General features: G+C 32.4%; 21 protein-coding genes. 9 read left to right on the top strand and 12 right to left on the bottom strand.

Annotation, left to right across the window (positions count from 1 at the left end):
- Nucleotides 1-40 precede the first annotated feature (40 nt).
- Nucleotides 41-919 (top strand): hypothetical protein, encoded by an 879-nt coding sequence (locus OZP08_RS06815; RefSeq protein ID WP_281323294.1) that lies wholly within the window; start codon nucleotides 41-43, stop codon nucleotides 917-919.
- Nucleotides 920-992: 73 nt separating this feature from the next.
- On the opposite strand, the gene rlmN is transcribed toward OZP08_RS06815, so the two are convergent.
- Nucleotides 993-2036: a dual-specificity RNA methyltransferase RlmN gene (gene rlmN, locus OZP08_RS06810; RefSeq protein ID WP_281323293.1), complete on the bottom strand. Its 1044-nt coding sequence runs from the start codon at nucleotides 2034-2036 to the stop codon at nucleotides 993-995.
- A 590-nt stretch (nucleotides 2037-2626) separates the two neighbouring features.
- On the opposite strand from rlmN, the gene OZP08_RS06805 reads away from it, so the two are divergent.
- From OZP08_RS06805 to OZP08_RS06795, 3 genes are read left to right on the top strand one after another with little or no spacing between them, the layout of a single operon-like run.
- The gene (locus OZP08_RS06805) at nucleotides 2627-3190 is read left to right on the top strand and encodes a YceI family protein (RefSeq protein ID WP_281323292.1); all 564 of its coding nucleotides are present in this window, start codon (nucleotides 2627-2629) and stop codon (nucleotides 3188-3190) included.
- Nucleotides 3191-3195: 5 nt separating this feature from the next.
- Nucleotides 3196-4602: a hypothetical protein gene (locus OZP08_RS06800; protein WP_268848889.1), complete on the top strand. Its 1407-nt coding sequence runs from the start codon at nucleotides 3196-3198 to the stop codon at nucleotides 4600-4602.
- Nucleotide 4603: 1 nt separating this feature from the next.
- Nucleotides 4604-5158 carry a hypothetical protein gene (locus OZP08_RS06795; RefSeq protein ID WP_268848888.1) on the top strand — a complete coding sequence of 185 codons (555 nt, stop codon included), beginning with the start codon at nucleotides 4604-4606 and terminating at the stop codon, nucleotides 5156-5158.
- 181 nt (nucleotides 5159-5339) lie between these two features.
- Here OZP08_RS06795 and OZP08_RS06790 read toward each other — a convergent pair whose 3' ends face one another.
- Nucleotides 5340-5849 carry a hypothetical protein gene (locus OZP08_RS06790; protein ID WP_268848887.1) on the bottom strand — a complete coding sequence of 170 codons (510 nt, stop codon included), beginning with the start codon at nucleotides 5847-5849 and terminating at the stop codon, nucleotides 5340-5342.
- Between the two features lie 7 nt (nucleotides 5850-5856).
- A complete protein-coding gene (locus OZP08_RS06785) occupies nucleotides 5857-6363 on the bottom strand; it encodes a hypothetical protein (RefSeq protein WP_281323291.1) in 507 nt (168 codons plus the stop codon).
- Between the two features lie 454 nt (nucleotides 6364-6817).
- Here OZP08_RS06785 and OZP08_RS06780 point away from each other — a divergent pair, with 454 nt between their 5' ends.
- Entirely contained in the window at nucleotides 6818-7459 is a 642-nt protein-coding gene (locus tag OZP08_RS06780) for an O-methyltransferase (RefSeq protein WP_268848885.1), read from the top strand.
- 59 nt (nucleotides 7460-7518) lie between these two features.
- On the opposite strand, the gene OZP08_RS06775 is transcribed toward OZP08_RS06780, so the two are convergent.
- The 9 genes from OZP08_RS06775 to OZP08_RS06735 form a co-directional block, all read right to left on the bottom strand.
- Complete coding sequence (locus OZP08_RS06775) at nucleotides 7519-8082, bottom strand: phosphatase PAP2 family protein (RefSeq protein WP_268848884.1); 564 nt, start codon at nucleotides 8080-8082, stop codon at nucleotides 7519-7521.
- Nucleotides 8082-8480, bottom strand: coding sequence for a Sec-independent protein translocase subunit TatA/TatB (locus OZP08_RS06770; RefSeq protein WP_281323290.1), 399 nt, complete (start codon nucleotides 8478-8480; stop codon nucleotides 8082-8084). The genes OZP08_RS06775 and OZP08_RS06770 overlap by 1 nt, the downstream gene beginning before the upstream one ends.
- A 167-nt stretch (nucleotides 8481-8647) precedes the next feature.
- Entirely contained in the window at nucleotides 8648-10891 is a 2244-nt protein-coding gene (locus tag OZP08_RS06765) for a M1 family metallopeptidase (RefSeq protein ID WP_281323289.1), read from the bottom strand.
- Nucleotides 10892-10958: 67 nt separating this feature from the next.
- On the bottom strand, nucleotides 10959-11462 hold the full coding sequence (locus tag OZP08_RS06760; RefSeq protein ID WP_281323288.1) for a DUF6702 family protein: 504 nt from the start codon (nucleotides 11460-11462) through the stop codon (nucleotides 10959-10961).
- On the bottom strand, nucleotides 11459-12214 hold the full coding sequence (gene bamP / locus OZP08_RS06755) for a BamP family beta-barrel-assembly machinery protein (protein WP_281323287.1): 756 nt from the start codon (nucleotides 12212-12214) through the stop codon (nucleotides 11459-11461). Before bamP (OZP08_RS06755) ends, OZP08_RS06760 begins: the two co-directional genes overlap by 4 nt.
- Nucleotides 12215-12362: 148 nt before the next feature.
- Nucleotides 12363-13118, bottom strand: a complete 756-nt coding sequence (gene bamP / locus OZP08_RS06750) for a BamP family beta-barrel-assembly machinery protein (RefSeq protein WP_281323286.1) — start codon at nucleotides 13116-13118, stop codon at nucleotides 12363-12365.
- Entirely contained in the window at nucleotides 13111-13830 is a 720-nt protein-coding gene (locus OZP08_RS06745; RefSeq protein ID WP_268848879.1) for a carboxypeptidase-like regulatory domain-containing protein, read from the bottom strand. Before OZP08_RS06745 ends, bamP (OZP08_RS06750) begins: the two co-directional genes overlap by 8 nt.
- Before the next feature lie 39 nt (nucleotides 13831-13869).
- Complete coding sequence (locus OZP08_RS06740) at nucleotides 13870-14604, bottom strand: carboxypeptidase-like regulatory domain-containing protein (RefSeq protein ID WP_281323285.1); 735 nt, start codon at nucleotides 14602-14604, stop codon at nucleotides 13870-13872.
- 36 nt (nucleotides 14605-14640) lie between these two features.
- Entirely contained in the window at nucleotides 14641-14829 is a 189-nt protein-coding gene (locus tag OZP08_RS06735; RefSeq protein ID WP_268848877.1) for a hypothetical protein, read from the bottom strand.
- 152 nt (nucleotides 14830-14981) lie between these two features.
- Here OZP08_RS06735 and pepE point away from each other — a divergent pair, with 152 nt between their 5' ends.
- The 4 genes from pepE (at nucleotide 14982) to OZP08_RS06715 (ending at nucleotide 18573) form a co-directional block, all read left to right on the top strand.
- Complete coding sequence (pepE, locus tag OZP08_RS06730; RefSeq protein WP_268848876.1) at nucleotides 14982-15689, top strand: dipeptidase PepE; 708 nt, start codon at nucleotides 14982-14984, stop codon at nucleotides 15687-15689.
- 918 nt (nucleotides 15690-16607) lie between these two features.
- Nucleotides 16608-17096, top strand: a complete 489-nt coding sequence (locus OZP08_RS06725) for a carboxypeptidase-like regulatory domain-containing protein (protein WP_281323284.1) — start codon at nucleotides 16608-16610, stop codon at nucleotides 17094-17096.
- Nucleotides 17097-17123: 27 nt separating this feature from the next.
- Nucleotides 17124-17408, top strand: a complete 285-nt coding sequence (locus tag OZP08_RS06720) for an outer membrane beta-barrel protein (protein ID WP_281323283.1) — start codon at nucleotides 17124-17126, stop codon at nucleotides 17406-17408.
- Between the two features lie 136 nt (nucleotides 17409-17544).
- Nucleotides 17545-18573: a sensor histidine kinase gene (locus tag OZP08_RS06715; RefSeq protein WP_281323282.1), complete on the top strand. Its 1029-nt coding sequence runs from the start codon at nucleotides 17545-17547 to the stop codon at nucleotides 18571-18573.
- Nucleotides 18574-18771: the final 198 nt, after the last annotated feature.

Genomic DNA, 18771 nt, shown 5'->3' with positions numbered 1-18771 from the left:
TTAATAAAACATCTTATAATAATCATTAAATCTATTCATCATGAAAACAAAGATTTTTTTCATTGCTTCATTCATTACAATAGCTTTTTTTATGAGTTGTGACTCTTCAGACAAAACTACTGATGAAATGAATACTACGACGGCAACCAAACAAGTTGCTATCGATGCTAAAATTGATGCTTCTATTGAAGACGTTTCAAATATTGCCGAAGATCAATTTTCATTAAAAAAAACCAGTACTGCCAGACCTTCAGAAGCAATGCATAGTTTCTTGCCTGCCTGTGCTGTTACAACATGGACATTTGTAGACGGAACATTTACTGGTACAATTGATTTTGGTACTGAAGGCTGTACTCTCCAAAACGGAAATGTGCTAAAAGGGAAAATTACTATTTCTTTCTCAGGAAATTTCATGACTCCGGAAAAAACCATCACTTATAGTTTTGATAATTTTTATCACAACGGCATCAAAATTCAAGGTAGTAAAACAATTATTAAGGCTCTAAAAAGTACTGATCTGTATGCCCCTATACATCCCGTATTTACACATAGCATTGATATGACTGTAACTTTTGAAGACGGATCCGTTATTACCAGAACTGGTAACAGAATTAAAGAAATGATAGGTGGCGACGATGACCATGACGGTGACGATGACCATGATGATTGGGAAAACAGAATCTTCTTGGTTACTGGAAGCTATACCACAAGCATGTCTAATGGTGACACATGGTCTTGTACTATTCAAACCCCTTTACGTTATGAGATGGAATGTAAAAGATCTATCCCTGTTTCCGGTACCGTTTTAAAAGTTCATAATGGTATCGAAACATTTATCGATTACGGAAACGGTACATGTGACAATCTTGCCACTGTAACTGTTGGTGGCGTAACTACTACGGTAGAATTAAAAAGATAGAACCCTTATATAAACAAAAAAGCATTAAAAGAAAGTGATTTCTTTTAATGCTTTTTCTATGATTTAAAAAAATTTAAGCTTCTTTATTGGCCAATTGTCCACAGGCGGCATCAATATCTTTACCACGACTCCTTCTTACTTTTACCACTACGCCTATTGATTCTAGTGCTTTTATATAGGCATTTATGGATTCTTCAGAAGCTTGTTGAAATTCTCCGTCATCTATCGGGTTGTACTCTATCAGGTTTACTTTGCAAGGAACATATTTGCAAAATTTCACTAAAGCATCTACTGAAGCCTTATTATCATTAATTCCTTTCCAAACAACATACTCATAGGATACTTTGCTTTTGGTTTTTTTGTACCAATATTCCAAGGATTGTCTTAAATCTACTAGAGGAAAGTTTTGGCTAAAAGGCATTATTCGAGAACGAATTTCATCTATTGCGGAGTGTAATGAAACTGCCAATTTGAATTTTACCTCATCATCTGCCATTTTTTTTATCATCTTTGGAATACCCGAAGTCGAAACCGTAATACGTTTTGGTGACATTCCTAAGCCTTCATCAGAAGTTATCATTTCTATAGCCTTCATCACATTATTGTAATTCATGAGTGGCTCGCCCATTCCCATAAAAACTATATTCGACAACGGATGATTGTAATACAGACGGCTTTCTTTATCGATAGCAATTACCTGATCATAAATTTCAGCGGGTTCCAGATTGCGCATGCGTTTTAATCTCGCAGTAGCGCAAAAATTACAGTCCAAACTACAACCTACCTGACTAGAAACACAAGCCGTTGTTCTGGTTTGGGTTGGAATCAAAACACTTTCTACCACTAATCCGTCATGCAATCTAACTGCATTTTTAACAGTTCCGTCTTCACTGCGCTGCATCGTATCTACTTTGATATGATTGATAACAAAGTTACTTTCGAGCATACTACGGGTGGTTTTAGCCACATTGGTCATATCCTCAAAACTGTGTGCTCCTTTACTCCACAACCATTCATAGACTTGATTCCCACGGAAAGCTTTATCTCCGTTGGTTACAAAAAAATCTCTCAATTGGTCTTTGGATAGTGCTCGTATGTCTTTTTTCTCGATTTGCATGGCGCAAATTTAATGACATTTTGTTGAATTCCTCTTTTGATAACAGAATTTTAAGTAAATGGCTTTCAAATATCACCTGTCGATTTTTTTTAATTCATTATTTCTTTCGGCCAATACTTCAAAAAAATCATAAATTATTAAAGCACTTGAAACCAATGCAATAATCTATTTTTAATCATTTTTTAAACCTTTTTTTTTATTAAATTTGTCTTAACAAGAAACAACTTTCTGTATCAATTAATCAAATATCTCTTAATCAAGATAGAGTTTTGGTAAGCTTTAACTAAATACAGAAACGCATAAATTATGTTAAATAGTCTCGAAATTAAACATAATTATTTTTTATAAAATAAGAGCATTTAAAGTTTTTCTGTTCTTAAAAACAGAACAAATACTATTTCCAAAAACAGACATAATAATCATTTGAAAAAGTTTTTTTTACATGATTCCTTTTTTATATTTTTATTAACAGGATTTTAATTATAAAATACAATAGTTATTAGCTTATATATTGATTTTAAATTTTGAACAATTCGATCAAATAAAATAATCTTTCTGTCACTTTCATTAATTAATCTTAACCAAAAATCATGAAAACAATTCTTAAAAAAACCTCAGTAGTATTGGCTTTCTTTGCAATTGTAATATCTGCTAATGCACAGAAAAGCTATACATTAGACGCTAAAACCAATTTTTCGGTAGCAGGAACCTCAACTCTTCACGATTGGGTAATGAAATCCGAATCTAAAACCGGAACCGCCAATCTTACTGTGGACAATTCTAAATTGACAGCTATTACCAGTATTGATATTACCCTTCCTGCTGAGTCAATAAAAAGCGAGAAAAAAAGCATGGACAAAGTTGCTTATGAAACTTTGAAAACAAAAAAAATCAAAAACATAAAATATATTTTAAAATCTGCAGAAAAAGTAAATGAAACCTCTTGGAACTTAACTGGTACTTACACTATTGCCGGAGTGAGCAAAGAGCTAAAAACATCTGTTAAAACATCCGTTACCAATGGGATTGTGAACCTGCAAGGGTCTAACAAAGTTACTTTCAAAGAATTTGGCATGAAATCACCAACTGCTATGCTTGGGACTATAAAAACCGGTGAAGATTTGACAATAAAATTCAATATTAATTTTAAATAAAAAAGATGAAAAAAATTATACTATTTACAGCTGCCATACTTTCCCTGACTACTGTTGATGCACAAGTTTCCTTCAGGAAAATGCAAAATATGATTCCGAGGAGCAAGGATGGATTAAACATGTTTGACGTAAGAAAAGATGATGTTCCTTTTGACGGTATAAGTGTAGACTTAGGTGGCGCTTTTGCAATGCAATTCCAGGCATTGAATTCCTTCAATGACCAGAGAGAAGGTTCGTATATTGCCTCTAATGGCGCTGTAATTTCAGGCAACTCCGGCACAGCAGGCTACAGACTAAATAATTTACAGAATAACTTTAATTTACCTGCCGCCAACCTAACTGTAGGTGCCCAGTTAGCAGATGGAGTGCATGTGAACCTAGATGTTTATCTTTCTTCCAGACACCATAATGAAACTTGGGTAAAAGGTGGATATTTACAAATTGATAAATTAGACTTCATCAAAAAAGATTTCTTGACTGATATCATGAAATACACTACTATCAAAATAGGTCAAATGGAAAATAACTATGGTGATGCCCACTTTAGAAGAACTGACAATGGTAATGCACTTTTGAATCCGTTTATTGAGGGTAACATCATGGATTCTTTTGAAACCGAAATGGGAATGGAAGTCTACTATAACAGAGAAGGTTTGGTTAGCATGATTGGAATTACTAATGGGAAATTAAACCAAGGGGTAGCCGAATTTATTCCGGCTGAAGCAACCCCAACAGCTCCAGACCCAAACACAACAGTTAGTCCAACTATTTTGGCAAAGCTAGGTTATGACAAACAATTAAACAAAGATTTGAGAGTAAGAATCACTGGATCATACAACCACAACGCCAATATGAGTGCTAATCCATGGGGATCTGACAGAGCCGGTAGCCGCTATTTTGGAGTTATGTCGCATCAAGCTTATTCTTATAACGGAGTTCCTAATCCGAACAACTTTGATCCAGCTTCAAATGCCACAACAGGTAGATTCAGCCCTGGTTATGCAAACTGGTACACAGCATTCATGATTAACCCATTTGTTAAATACAGAGGATTGGAATTCTTTGGAACTTTGGAATTCACTAATGGTGGAGACAAAAAAGGCAGTGATGCCTCTCGTAGTGTAGATCAATATGCTGCCGATTTAGTTTACCGATTCGGAAAAACAGAACAATTTTATATAGGAGCAAGATACAATGTAGTTTCTGGTAATATCTCCAGTCAAACTGAAAAAGTTAATGTAGACAGATTCGAATCCAGTTTGGGTTGGTACATGACTAAAAACATTATTGCTAAACTAGCCTATACCAATCAAAAATATTCTGATTATTCCCAATATAGCGGATCTAGCTTAAACGATTTATACGGAGGTAGTTTTGACGGAATTATGTTTGAAGCTGCCATCACTTTCTAATATGAAACAAAAAATAGTACTTATAGTAATGGGTCTGACACTTTTCATTTTATTGGGAAATGCCAGACCTATTGCTTTATTTGATGCTGACTCCAACATAATAATCATAAAAAGACTGGAAATTGAAATTCTTGGTCATTCCTCTGTAGGGAAATACAAATGTGTAAACTCACATCCTTACAAGGATACTATTTACTTAAACTCCAAAACTAAAAATAGATTGAAATCAAAAATTTCTATGAATAATTTTGAGTGTGGTAACAGAACTATGAATAAAGACCTTAGAAACACTGTTAAGGCTACTCAATTCCCAAAAAGCACTGTGACTATTACCAATATTAAACCTTCCGGAACCGACTATAAATGCAGTTTAAACTTTCATATAACTGACAAAAATCTTTCCTATAAAGATCTTGTTCTAAAAAACACCAAAGAATCACTGGAAGGAATTGTAACAGTAAAATTTACTGATATTGGTCTTGAACCACCTGTCAAAATGGGTGGCCTCATAAAAGTAAAAGATAAATTTGTGATTCATTTTATTCTGTTTAAATAAGGAAATACGACAGTAAAATTTTCTGATACTTTTTTCATTTTAAATCTAGCTTTCGACATATTCGTAAGAGACAAATACTATTAAAACAAAAAACTGCAACTTTTTTAGGGTTGCAGTTTTTGTTTAGACTAATCTTGTTTGTGGATACAGTTAGTAAAACTACGCTATCCACAAAAGGAATTTACTGTATATCAATGCCCTTGGTGCTAATAATTTCAATAATATCATCATCAAAAAAAGAATCTAAAAAATAAAAAGACTCTTCACCTATTTTTACCAAAAGACAAGATTGATCTAAAATATAATCCTTTTCTTTTAATGGAAACATTTCTTTTAAAAAAATCAATTCCGAAAAATTTACGCTTTTAGTTTTTTGTTTTACAATCCAAAATTTCAAGACATGAAATGGAAGTGTTTCTATTGTTAAATTCTCATCATCAATCGTAATGGTTCTAATTGTTAGATTTAATATTTTCCCATTTTTATAAAATTTCAAAAGAGTAACAGAATTTATGACAATAAATCCAATTTCATACATCCAAAATAAATCCCCAGTTATATTTCCATTCAAGAAACACACATAAATACAAGGAAAAACAATAAAGATTAAAGTCGAAAAAACATTAAAAACAATCAAGTTCTCACTTTTTTTCATAAATGCCGAAAGCTTATAGTTAGCGATATACTTCATTTCTTTATTATTTTATTTTTGTTGATAAATCCGAAATTAAAGAATCCTCAAATTCTTTATGCATTAGATAATATTCAACCTCTTTTACAACAAAAATATAACATTCTATAGTAGGAGTAGGGGCTTTTTTATTTTCTTTTAATGGAAATTCGTTAAGTAAAAATCTCAAACCTTTATACTCTGTCATTACATTTTTTTTACTAAACTTAATTAATCCAAATAGTTTAAATTCATACGTTTTAAGAACTACATCTAACTCATTTATTTCAATCTCTTTTATAGTTCTGTTAAATATAGAACCAGCTCGAATATAAGTATACAAAAAGAACAGCATTATTATTACCACTCCTGAAAGGCCAAATATTTTATCATTATTCAACCCTCCTTCTGAGCCAAAAAATATTGCCAACCCTACAAAGAGCATTAACAGGATTGAATAAACATTAGTTTTAAAAAGCTGCTTTTGATAATTTTCAACCCATTTATCAAAATTATTTTTTATCGTGTACATCATTATTTTTTTGTATTCATTTTTTTATATTCATCCCCTATCTGGTGCTCGTCTGCGACGAGTACCCACTTACTTATATCATCTAACAAATCGTTTACAACGCGGCTCACATGAATAAATTACCATAAGGCTTCAACATTTACATTACAAAAGAAGGTATTATTTTCCCTATTTTATAAATCTTAAATGAATAACTTTGCATCAAATTTCAACAACACAAAAAATGCATTTCATTTCCCAAGATTTAGAAGATTATATTGAGCAACACCCCCATCTGGTGCTCGTCTGCGACGAGTACCCACTTACTTATATCATCTAACAAAGCGTTTACAACGCGGCTCACATGAATAAATTACCATAAGGCTTCAACATTTACATTACAAAAGAAGGTATTATTTTCCCTATTTTATAAATCTTAAATGAATAACTTTGCATCAAATTTCAACAACACAAAAAAATGCATTTCATTTCCCAAGATTTAGAAGATTATATTGAGCAACACTCTGAAAAAGAGCCTGTATTACTGGCGGCTTTAAATAAGGAAACGTATCAAAAAATATTGTTGCCCCGAATGTTGAGTGGGCATTTTCAGGGGCGCGTTTTGAGTATGCTTGCCAAATTGATTCGGCCAGTGAATATTCTGGAAATTGGGACTTACACTGGCTACTCCGCTTTATGCCTATGTGAAGGTATGCAGGAAAACGGTCAATTGCACACCATAGACATTAAGGAAGAATTGGTCGATTTCCAACGCAAACATTTTGACAAATCACCTTGGGGAAAACAGATTGTACAACATCTTGGAGAAGCAATAGACATAATACCCACACTGGATATAAAATTTGATTTGGTTTTTATCGATGCCGACAAAGAAAATTACATTAATTATTTTGAATTGATTCTTCCCAAAATGAATAAAGGTGGTATTATTTTATCGGATAATGTACTCTGGAGCGGAAAAGTTCTAGAACCGGTTCATCCTAATGACACAAGCACCAAAATTTTGATTGAGTACAATCAATTACTTAAAAACGATCCAAGAGTAGAAACGGTTTTATTACCTATTCGTGATGGATTGACTGTAAGTAGAGTGATTTAAAAATAGATATTAGCTTAAAAAACAAACCCTGCAAGTTTTAAAAATTGCAGGGTTTGTTTTTATTGAGGAAAATATTTTTTGTGTGCCCATTGATAAACCTTATACATAAGATATCCCATGATCAGTCCACATAAATATCCCGAAAGGATGTCTAAAGGATAATGCAATCCTAAATAAATTCTGCTATAAGCAAAGATTAATGGCCATAAAAACAGTAAACCAAAGTACTTGAATTCTTTCTTAAAAATCGAATATAAAAATGTGGCTACGGCCATTGTATTAGCTGCATGTCCTGAGAAAAAACTAAAAGAAGTACGTACTTGAACCACCCTTATGAATGTATTGATTTCTGGATTATTACAAGGTCTAGGACGTTGAAAAGTATATTTGAATAAGTTGGTAATTTGATCTGTTGCTAACACCAAAACGGCAACAAAAAGCAACAAATATCCTGTTTGTTTTATTCCTATTTTTTTATAGATAAGATATAATAAAAACAGAAAAAAGGGAGTCCAATACCCTTGCTTTGTTATAACAAGCCAAAGTCCATCATAAGTTTCGGATCCTAAACTGTTGAGATAAATAAATAATTGGGTATCTAGGGCGAGTATTTTTTCAAGCATTACATTTGGCGTTTTATAGGTCCTGTTTGATCATCCAAAAATGATGTCCCATCAGGATTTGTTGTGCCACTTAGTATACTATCTTTGGTTTTATCGGCTTCGGAAGCAAATGTATCCGCAATTCCATTGAATGTATTGGATGTTTCCCCTAAAAGATTTGTTTTCGCTTTATTAATTTCGGAATTGATATTTCCTGTTAGATTATCCAAGGAATTTTTATCTAAACCGTTGGCTTCGGCTCCTTTTTGAATCTCGCTCTTAATATCATTAGTTGCATTTTTTAGTTGCGCCATAGCTTTCCCCATAGTTCTCGCAATTTCAGGCACTTTATCTGAACCAAAAAGCATCAATACGATAAACATGATAAAGACTAATTCGCCTCCTCCTATTCCAAACATAATTTTTTTATTTAATGAGCAAAGATATTAAATTTTAAAACTTTGTCTTTATAATTATTTCATAAAAAAGTCTCTAAGAGATTAAGTTTCTAAGACCCTAAGACTCCAATAAGCTCAAAATTCTTAACAACTTAGTCTCCTAGAAACTCAGTCTCTTTCTCCTTCTATTAATCAAATTTTGATTTTTCTTCTACCTTTGGCCATGAATTGTTGGTCACATCGATATCCGCAGTTTCAAGTTTTGGATCAATTAGAATTTGTTTAATGGCTTTATTAGTGGCATATACTTTTTTAGCTGTTTCATTATTTTGTCTCCAAATCTGTGCCGGGTATTTATAATTGTCTACTGTTCCGTCTTCATACGTAATTTGAACAATAATAGGCATTGGCATTCCTCCCGGTTTATTGAACTCTACTTCGTAAAAATATTTTGGATTTTTTAAGTTCACTTTATCTTCCGGAGTTATATTTTGATTTACATAATCCGAAAGCAATTTTACTTCTTCTACTTTCAGAGGTTTCTTTGACGCTGGATTCAATTCAGTATTATCTCCTGCAATTAAATATACAAACGGTCCTTTTTCCTCTCCAAAACGTCCTTTTTTAATTTTAACATTTTTTAAAGCAACTGTAGGCACTTCATCAACATAATATTGCTTTACATCATTAATCCCGATATCTACAACATCTGTAGAATAAAACCATCCTCTAAAAAACCAATCTAAATCTACTGCCGAAGCATCTTCCATCGTTCTAAAAAAGTCTTCTGGAGTTGGGTGTTTGAATTTCCATCTGTTAGCATAAACCTTAAAAGCATAGTCAAACAACTCACGCCCCATGATAGTCTCTCTAAGTATATTAAGTCCCGTAGCAGGTTTCCCATAGGCGTTATTACCAAACTGAATGATACTTTCTGAATTGGTCATGATAGGCTCCAAAAATTTCTGGTCTCCGCTCATATAAGGAACAATGTTTTTGGCTGGTCCTCGTTTAGATGGGAAATTTGTATTTAATTCCTGTTCTGCCATATACTCCATAAAGGAGTTCAAGCCCTCATCCATCCAAGACCATTGACGTTCATCTGAATTAACAATCATTGGAAAAAAATTATGTCCTACTTCATGAATTACTACACCGATCATTCCATTTTTCAGTTGCTCACTAGTCACACCATTTTCATCTGGACGTCCATAATTCCAACAAATCATAGGGTATTCCATTCCTTGATCTTCTGCCGAAACTGAAACTGCTTTAGGATATGGATAATCAAATGTATGTGAAGAATAACTTTTTAAAGTATGGGCTACTGTCATTGTTGAAGTTTCTCCCCAAAGCGGATTGGCTTCTTTTGGATAAACTGATTCTGCCATCACTACTTTGTTACTCAATTGTACCGCCATAGCATCATAAATGAATTTTCTTGATGTTGCTATACCAAAATCCCTAACGTTTTTGGCACTAAATTTCCAGGTTTTCTTTTTGTCTGAGAATCCTTTTTCTGCTGCTTCTGCCTCTGCTTGTGTTACAATGACAACAGGCTTATCAAATGATTTTTGGGCTAATTCATATCTTTTTACCTGCTCTGCCGTAAAGACTTCACTTCTATTTATTAACTCTCCTGTTGCATCAATAACGTGATCTGCAGGAACAGTAATATTTACATCAAAATTTCCGAAAGGTAGTGCAAACTCTCCTGCACCCCAGAATTGCATATTTTGCCAGCCTTCAACATCATTATATACTGCCATTCTTGGGTAAAATTGCGCTATAATATACAATCTATTGCCGTCTTTTTCGAACAACTCATAACCTGAACGCCCACCTTCCTGTTGGTAATTATTAATATTATACCACCACTTTATTGAAAATGACAAGCTTGTTCCCGGTTTCATAGGTGTTGCCAAATTAATACGCATCATAGTTTGATTGATCGTATAGGACATCGGACTTCCTTTGGCATCCTTTACATATTCTATATTAAAACCACGCTCCAATTCTTGCTTCAAGTATTCATTGGCAAATTTGGCAACTGGTAGAACTTGCTCTATTTTTTGATTTTTTACTAATCGGGATTGTGAATTCTTGTTAGATTGATTTTGATCCAATTGTACCCACAAATATTCTAAAGTTTCTGGAGAATTATTATGGTACGTTATGGTTTCTGAACCGCTTAGTTTAGCTTTCTTATCATCAAGTTCTATGTCTATTTTGTAATCAGCCTGTTGTTGGTAATAAGCCGGTCCCGGAGCTCCAGAGGCTGTACGAAACATATTGGGCGTAGCCAATAGATCATACATTTGGCTAAACTTATTCGTATCATATTTACCTGTTTGTTTTGCTGGAGTGGTAACAGCTTTCTCTTGTGCAATTAAAAGGGCGGGGAAAATGAATAAGAATACAATTTTCTTCATAACATCTAACTGATTACTATTAGTAGTGCACGAAAATAATATTTTTAAACAGAATTACTAATTTATGCTAATATTTTAACACTTGATTGACAGAAGTATCAGTAAAAAGTATACTTTTTTTGTTTCCAAGTATTGTAACATGGGTAATATTTTGTTGCTCGGACTGCCAATCTATTAACACCGAATTATGTATTTCCAGTGAAGTAATTTTAGAAATATCCTTACAACTCAAATAACAGACCAAGACATCACCATCCAATTCTTTACTCAAAAAATTCATGGTTTTAGTTTGTCCATTTACTTTAATCGTGAAATTTTCGGCAAGGTATTTTTTTAGTGAATTTACATCTTCTACAGTTTCTTTATCGGTTCCCAAAAACACTTTTTTATTGTATTTTTTTGCTAAAGCATTATTGCAATCATCCACAAATATCCGAGAAGTAATTTGAAGCATTTTCTTTTCGGGTGCAAAATTAATTTGATATATCGCCATATAAAACTTATGCATACCAAAACTACTTAGCGACACCAAAAAGAATCCTAAAAGTCCATAAATTATTACCTTTTTCATTTTTCTAAAGTAGTAATATTTTTAAATTCCCCATTTTTTGTTATTAAAAAATCCATGATTTCAAATGGTTCACTTGTGTTGGTATACGTTTTTGATTTAGGATCATTTTCACAAAAGAGAAGAAATAAACCTATTTGATCTTCATCAAGTTTTAAGGTATTGGTAAAAAAAGAATAACTTACACTTTTCATCGCTATAGAAGTAAAACCCATATCCGAAACAAAATCTGTTTTCTCAGGATTGTTTTTCTTCAAATTTTTGAAAATCATTTTATACACTCGAATACAATCTATCCCATTATCACCGGTACCGGTTGGCGCCATTAGAACATTCTTTGGCGAAGATTGCTTATCATCATAATATTCAGTATCTACTATACTTTGTGTATTCCCAAACTTAGGTTCTGATCCCTTTTTGGCATGAACTACTACTTCTATCAATTGACGAGCAATTGCTTGGAGATTTACCCTAAAAAAAGAAGAAGAAATATCTTTTTCAGTAAGTACTATTTTTTTGGTTTTAAACCCTAAACTCGAAATAACCAAAGTATCTTTTACTTTTACTAATATACTAAAGTACCCTTTCTGGTCGATAATAGATCCTGTTTTGGCATTAACATTAAAGACCAATCCGTTTTCTATTGCAATAGAATCATTTACTACCCTACCATGTAATGACTTTCTGGTCAGTACTTGACCTATACAAAACTGACAGCACATCAACAAAATAAGGATTCCTATTTTACTTTTCATTTGTAATCATTTTAGATTTAATATAAAGACATTAAAGATAACATCTTTCAACTTTCTAAATTTACAACTTTATTTGATTCTTCGATCCAAGGATATGTTATTTCTATATTTTTTCAAATCAAAAACATCAAAATTCGTACTAAAAAAATTACTCAGATGTTTTATTCTGTACAACCAACTTTTTGAAAGCAATGTTTTTGTTTATCAAAAAATCAACCATCTGAAAGTTATCTTTAGAGCTCAATACTTTCTTTGCATTTTCATCAGAATCACAAAAGATCAAGAAAAGATTGATTTCCTCTTCCTTTAATTTCAAAGTATTTGTAAAAAAGTAAGTACCAAACTGCCTTTGCACTTTATCTATAAAAATCTCATCCTGAATGAAGTTGGTTTTTCCTGTATCCTTTTTTTTGAATAAACCAGCAACCATCTTACCTACTCTAACAAAATTAATTCCATTTTCTATTCCATAATAAGGCATCGTTCTATTCAATGGAGAAGATTGAGAATCATCAAAAAACTGCTTATCAACAATTTCCTGTGATCCCGCAATTTTAGGGGTGATTTTTCGCCCTACAACAACCTCTTTTAACTGATTGTTGAACAACTCCATTTCTACAATATATAGTTTCTCTTTAAAATCTATATCAGCCAAAATCATTTTCTTGGGTTTCAAAGCCAGACTGGTAATCAACAAAGTATCCTTTGGCATTGCAAGAATATCAAAAAAACCATTCTTCCCAATAAAAGTAGTTACTCTTGAATTTAAATTAAAAACATATCCGTTTTCTACAGCTATAGAATCATTAACAACTTGACCATGCAAAGATTGTCTTACCTTCGTTTGTCCTATGCAATATTGCCCCACTAAAAGCAAAAGTATCACCCAAACTTTATTATTCATCAATTCGTTTTTTATTATATACTGATGCTAAATTTGTGATAAGAAACAGGCTTACCGTTTTGTTTTTATAACCTAAGGACTCTACAAATTCCGGATCTTCAACACAATAATATTGAAACCCCTTTATGAGTTCTTCTGGAATTTTTAAGGTTTTGGTATAATATTTATTTCCAAAAAGATATTCCATTTTCTTTAACAGCTGCTCTTTCTTTTCTATCTCAACATTTTTTTTAAGAACATCAATTTCTCCAGAAAGAAAACTATAAAGTCCTTGAATCCCTGAAGAGCCAGAATACAATCTACGCTCTTGAGGTGTAAATTTTACTTGTCCTCTCCGAATAATCCCTAGATTTTCGGCAGTAATATTCGCGTTTTTATTTATAACCACTTCATCTAGTTCAATACTATTAAAAGTCATATTTACTTCTAAAGTTCCTGATGCATATTCATGCTTGTATACATATTTCCGCAAATTCTTATAATCTATTCCAGAAAAACTCAAGACATCTTTATCTTTAGCCAAAATTGAAAAACAACCATTTTCATCTGATACTGCCATCATTTTATTAGAGCTATTCACCACACTAATTCCCTCCAATGGCTTAGAATCTGAAACCACTTTTCCCGTAATAATTTTTTCAACATCCTCTTGAGCAACAACTAGCTGATTTTGAAGCAAAAGAACAAACAGCACAATTAAATTATTTTTCATAACTAGCAATATTTCATTGACAAAACATACCTCTTACAACTAATTGCCTTCAGTTGTGTTCTCTCTATTTTTATTATACTTGAAAGCCAAACCCACAATCAAGAACATACTCATAGTTTTGTTTTTTGATTTTAAAGCATTTGCAAAATCAGCATCTTCAACACAATAATACTGAAACCCCTTGATGTGTTCTTCCGGTATTTTCAGGGTTTCTATATAATATTTATCCTCAAACAAATATTCTAATTTTGCCATTAGAGACTCCTTTTGCTCAACAGCCACTTCTTTTTTAAGCATTTTGGTTCTACCAGAAAAATAATTTAATAATGCATCTGTAGGAGTAGAAGTTGCTGTATACACCTTTCTTTCTGCAGGTGTTAATTTAATTTGATTCTGAGGAATTATTCCCAAATTTTCTGCGGTTATTTCTGAATGCTTATTGACAACAACCTCTCTCAATTCAATACTTGTAGCCGTCATATTCACGACAATACTCCCTAAATTAAATTCCTGTTTGTTTATAATTTTCCGCAAAGGTTCATAATCAACAGCCGAGAAACTCAGCACATCTCCTTCCTTTGCAGTAATAGAAAAATTACCATATTGATCTGACAATGTCTTTATTTTACTTGAGGTATTGATGATATTTATCCCGCTCAAAGGAATAGCATCAGCAGTTATTTGCCCTTTAATCGTTTTCTCTACACCAACTTGTGCAGAAACAGCTAGAGAAAGAGATACTAAAAAAAATAAAAAGGTAATGTTCTTTTTCACGAGCCATTTATTAGGTTATGAAACCGTTTCTAACTATTATTTACTGATTTTTTTAAATTCATTTAACTCTTTTGGAGCTTTATAATTTTTAACTTGAATCACCTTTTTGACATGTCTCTTTAGAGTTTGCTCATCATTTAAGTCGTCATAAATAGCAATTTGCGATACCATTTGTATCGAAATTAAAACCAAATATTGAATCAAATACATAATAATTTTAGTCATGATCTCTCATTTGCAAAATGTAAAAGTATCCCAATAGCCTCCAAATTAATTACTAATGCTTTAATAAATAATTGTTAATTAATAGCTGACCTTCACCCTTTCAAGATTTTCATTTTTATATCTTTACGCAAACTACTTTTATCTAAATAAAAATGAAAAATTGTATTATTGCCAGCACCTCAACTCTTCACGGAGGTGAGTATCTAGAATATTTATTACCTGAATTAAGTTTGCATTTTAAAGATTGTAAAGAAATCCTTTTTATACCTTTTTCAAGACCCAGCGGTATTACTCATGACGAATACACTGCCAAAGCTGCTTTGGCTTTCGCCAAAATAAACAAAACAATCAAAGGACTTCATGAATTCGAAAATCCAGTAGAAGCCATCCAAAAAGCTGAAGGAATTTTTACAGGTGGCGGAAATACTTTTTTACTAGTTTCCCAATTGTATAAAAATAAAGTCATGGATGTTTTGGCAGAAACTGTTAAAGCTGGAACTCCTTATCTAGGGACCAGCGCAGGAAGTAATATTTGCGGACTAACCATGCAAACTACTAATGACATGCCAATTGTTTACCCTCCTAGTTTTCAGACTTTAGGATTAATCCCATTTAATTTAAATGCACATTATTTAGATCCAGACACTCAATCAAAACATATGGGAGAAACCAGAGAAACAAGAATAAAAGAATTTCACACTTTCAATTCTTTGCCGGTTTTAGGATTAAGAGAAGGAAGCTGGTTAGATGTAAAAGGAGACTCTATTATTCTAAAAGGAGATTTAAGCGCCAGAGTGTTTAAACAAAACCAACAACCGGAAGAAGTTGCTAGCGGCACTAATTTAAGCGACTTGAAATAAAAAAACAAAAACCATTAAGGAGTTAAGTCATAACTCTCAAACAAATAAAGTCTGTAAATCAGTGGCAAATAGGCATAAAAAAAGTGCTAAATCAAAAGATTTAGCACTTTTTTTATGCCCCATTACTGAACAATTTACAAACCATTTTATGCAAGCTTTGAAGAAATTGGCATATTTTCAAGTGAATTTGCAAGACAATTATTCTGCATTTTGATTCGTGAGCTATTTGTATGTATCGCAGAGGTCAAATGTTAAATTAATCAGCCTAAAATTTTCAGAAAACTGATTTGAGCATATAATTTTCAGTAGTTAATTTTGGATATATAGAAATCAAATTATACAAGTAAATTTAAATTATTGTTCAAAAAATATCAGCATTAAAATTTAGTTATGATAAATAAAGTCAATCTATATTAGAACAGCTCCTGGTAATATGATTATAGCGGTAGTTTTGAAAGACTAAAACTACTGACAGTATTGAAATCGTCTGCTAATGTTAGTTTGTTTTTTTCGAGACTTACTTTTATAGTTAATAATATACTAAGATCGGCAAAATGGTAACCGCTGACCAATAAATGTAAAAAATATTCCTATCTTGAAAACCCTCCCATAAATGCCCTACTGTCTTTTTCTATGTAAGCATCAATTATCATCGTGGTTATATCAGCTGTGGCCAGAATGATATCAAGCAGAAAAAAGCTGCCTTATTGTTTATCAAGGCAACTGTATTAAAGAATCTTTTATTTCACGCCTTTTTGTCTAAAAGTTTTTATATCTGAATGCGATTGTTCTAACATTTCTTTAAACCCAGCATGATTTTTACAATTTATCAGCAGATTCTGACTATTGGTCAAGAAAATTTCTTCAATGACTATTGTCCTAATAGTTTTGCCTTCATTAATATAATATAAAATAAAAATGAAAGCAAAAAAAATCATTATGCATGCAGTACTATTCATAATGTCACTAGGACTGCAGGCCCAGAAAAACATTTCTGGGAAAACGACTTATTATCAAAAGCCTCTTACGAGTGTAACCATTATAGTTCTCAAAGAGGGCTCAAGTTATCTAACAGGTTCCCAAACAGATTTGGATGGAAGTTATACAATACAAAACATAAAAAAGGGCAATTATAAATTATTGTTTTCACTGATTGGTTATGATTGGAACAGACAAGTAAACTGGATCAATCGTCAAATCCAGATTCTGAAGATGAACTTCAGGGAAAAATGGGAAAAAAAATGGGAGAAAATATCAAAATCACGAATCTGCAGTCTAATATCGGCTATGACATCTCAGATAAATCTATATTTCATTCAGGCATCAAATACTTGTCAATTGCTATTGACAATGGTGCATTGTATAATTCACTGCAGTCAGGCGAATGGATTGAGGATGAAAAACTAAACAGCAGTTTTTTATAAAGAAAATATATTGACAGGCTATCTCCAGATGGGTCAGAAATGGTCAGAACGTTTTTCTACCGAAGCAGGACTCCGTTTAGAATTAACAGATACCGAAGCACGCTACATTGCTGGAATTCGGAATTCGACACCTGTTAGGAATTATGAACAGCTTTTTCCAACTTTCTCGGCAAAAGATAAACATACTCTGACATTTCAATATCGAAGACGCATTGTTCGTCCAAATTACAGAGATCTTAATCCTTTTACTGAAGTTAACGATCGTTATCTTCAGGAAAGGGGAACACAGCTTTGAGACCGGAACTGGTAAATAATCTGGAAGCTCATGGCTTGTTAAAGTCACAGATTCTGGAAGTTCTTCAAAAGCAATGCGAAAAATTGAAAACATGGAAGAAAGTAAGCATATCAATTAGTAAATTAGAACCCGTAAAATGAGTAAAAGTAAAAAAATAGCAATTGAATGGATTTATCCCGCCGTTTGGGGAACGCTGATGTATAATGTACTGAGAGCTGTCACTGATTTCACGCATCAGGGCATTTTCTGGGGAGGAGACATGAAACTTCATGCAGTAGCATTGACTCTTTCTATTTTTATGTGTTATGTATATAATTTTGTATGGGGGCAAAAACTTCTCAGAAAATGTGAAGTTAATCGGATCGGAAGAGATTATATTTTTGTTCTTGCGGAATTGATTATCTGTATGAACCTTTTACTGATAGGCGGGCAGGCGATAGGTGTGCTGTTGATGGGTTCCGGTTGGATAGATTATATGCTGATTAACGCAATCTATCTACCGTTACTGCTTATTTTTTATACACTGATTCGCAACACTATTACAGAGAAAAATGTAAATGAAAAAAATCTGGCACTCGAAAAATTAAAAGCAGAAAAAAATGAAGCCGAACTTGAATTTCTGAAGGCTCAATACCATCCACATTTTCTTTTTAATGCCCTGAATACTATTTATTTTCAGGTTGATGAGAATAATACAGAGGCAAAAAAAAGTATTGAATATTTATCTGAATTACTACGTTATCAGCTTTATGATGTAAATCAGGAAGTGGCATTTCATCAAGAAATAAATTATTTGCGTTCTTATATTGCTTTTCAACAACTCAGAAAAACAGATAAATTAACAGTAAATGTGGATATTGACAATACTTTGAAAGAACAGCGGATACATCCGTTACTATTTCAGCCACTTTTAGAAAATGCATTTAAATATGTGGGAGGATTGTATCAGATATATTTTATATTGAAACTTAAAGAAGATCAAATATATTTCGAATTGACAAACTCAGTTTCAGATACATTCGTTTCTTCAGATATAAAAGACAGCGGTATCGGACTCAATAACTTAAAACGAAGACTAGATTTGCTTTATCCTGAAAAACATCAGTTACGCACACATGCTGGTGAGTTTTTTTTTAAAGCGACGCTTCTTTTACCAATTAAATAATACGAAATAAAATTATTGAAGTATAGAATTGATTTTTTTTAAATCAGTAACAACGGTTGAAAAGATTGCTTTGAGAACATCTCAGCACACTTACATCTTTTATCAGAAAAACGGATTTGTACTAAAAGAAATTCGAAAAGATTATTGGGCAAAAGATTTCGATTTATATGATATGATTTATGATATCGAAATTTAAGT

The sequence above is a fragment of the Flavobacterium aestivum genome, assembly GCF_026870175.2.
GTDB lineage: Bacteria > Bacteroidota > Bacteroidia > Flavobacteriales > Flavobacteriaceae > Flavobacterium > Flavobacterium aestivum.
The sequence above is the reverse complement of the archived record's forward strand: the minus strand, read 5'-3'. Positions and strand labels throughout refer to the sequence as shown.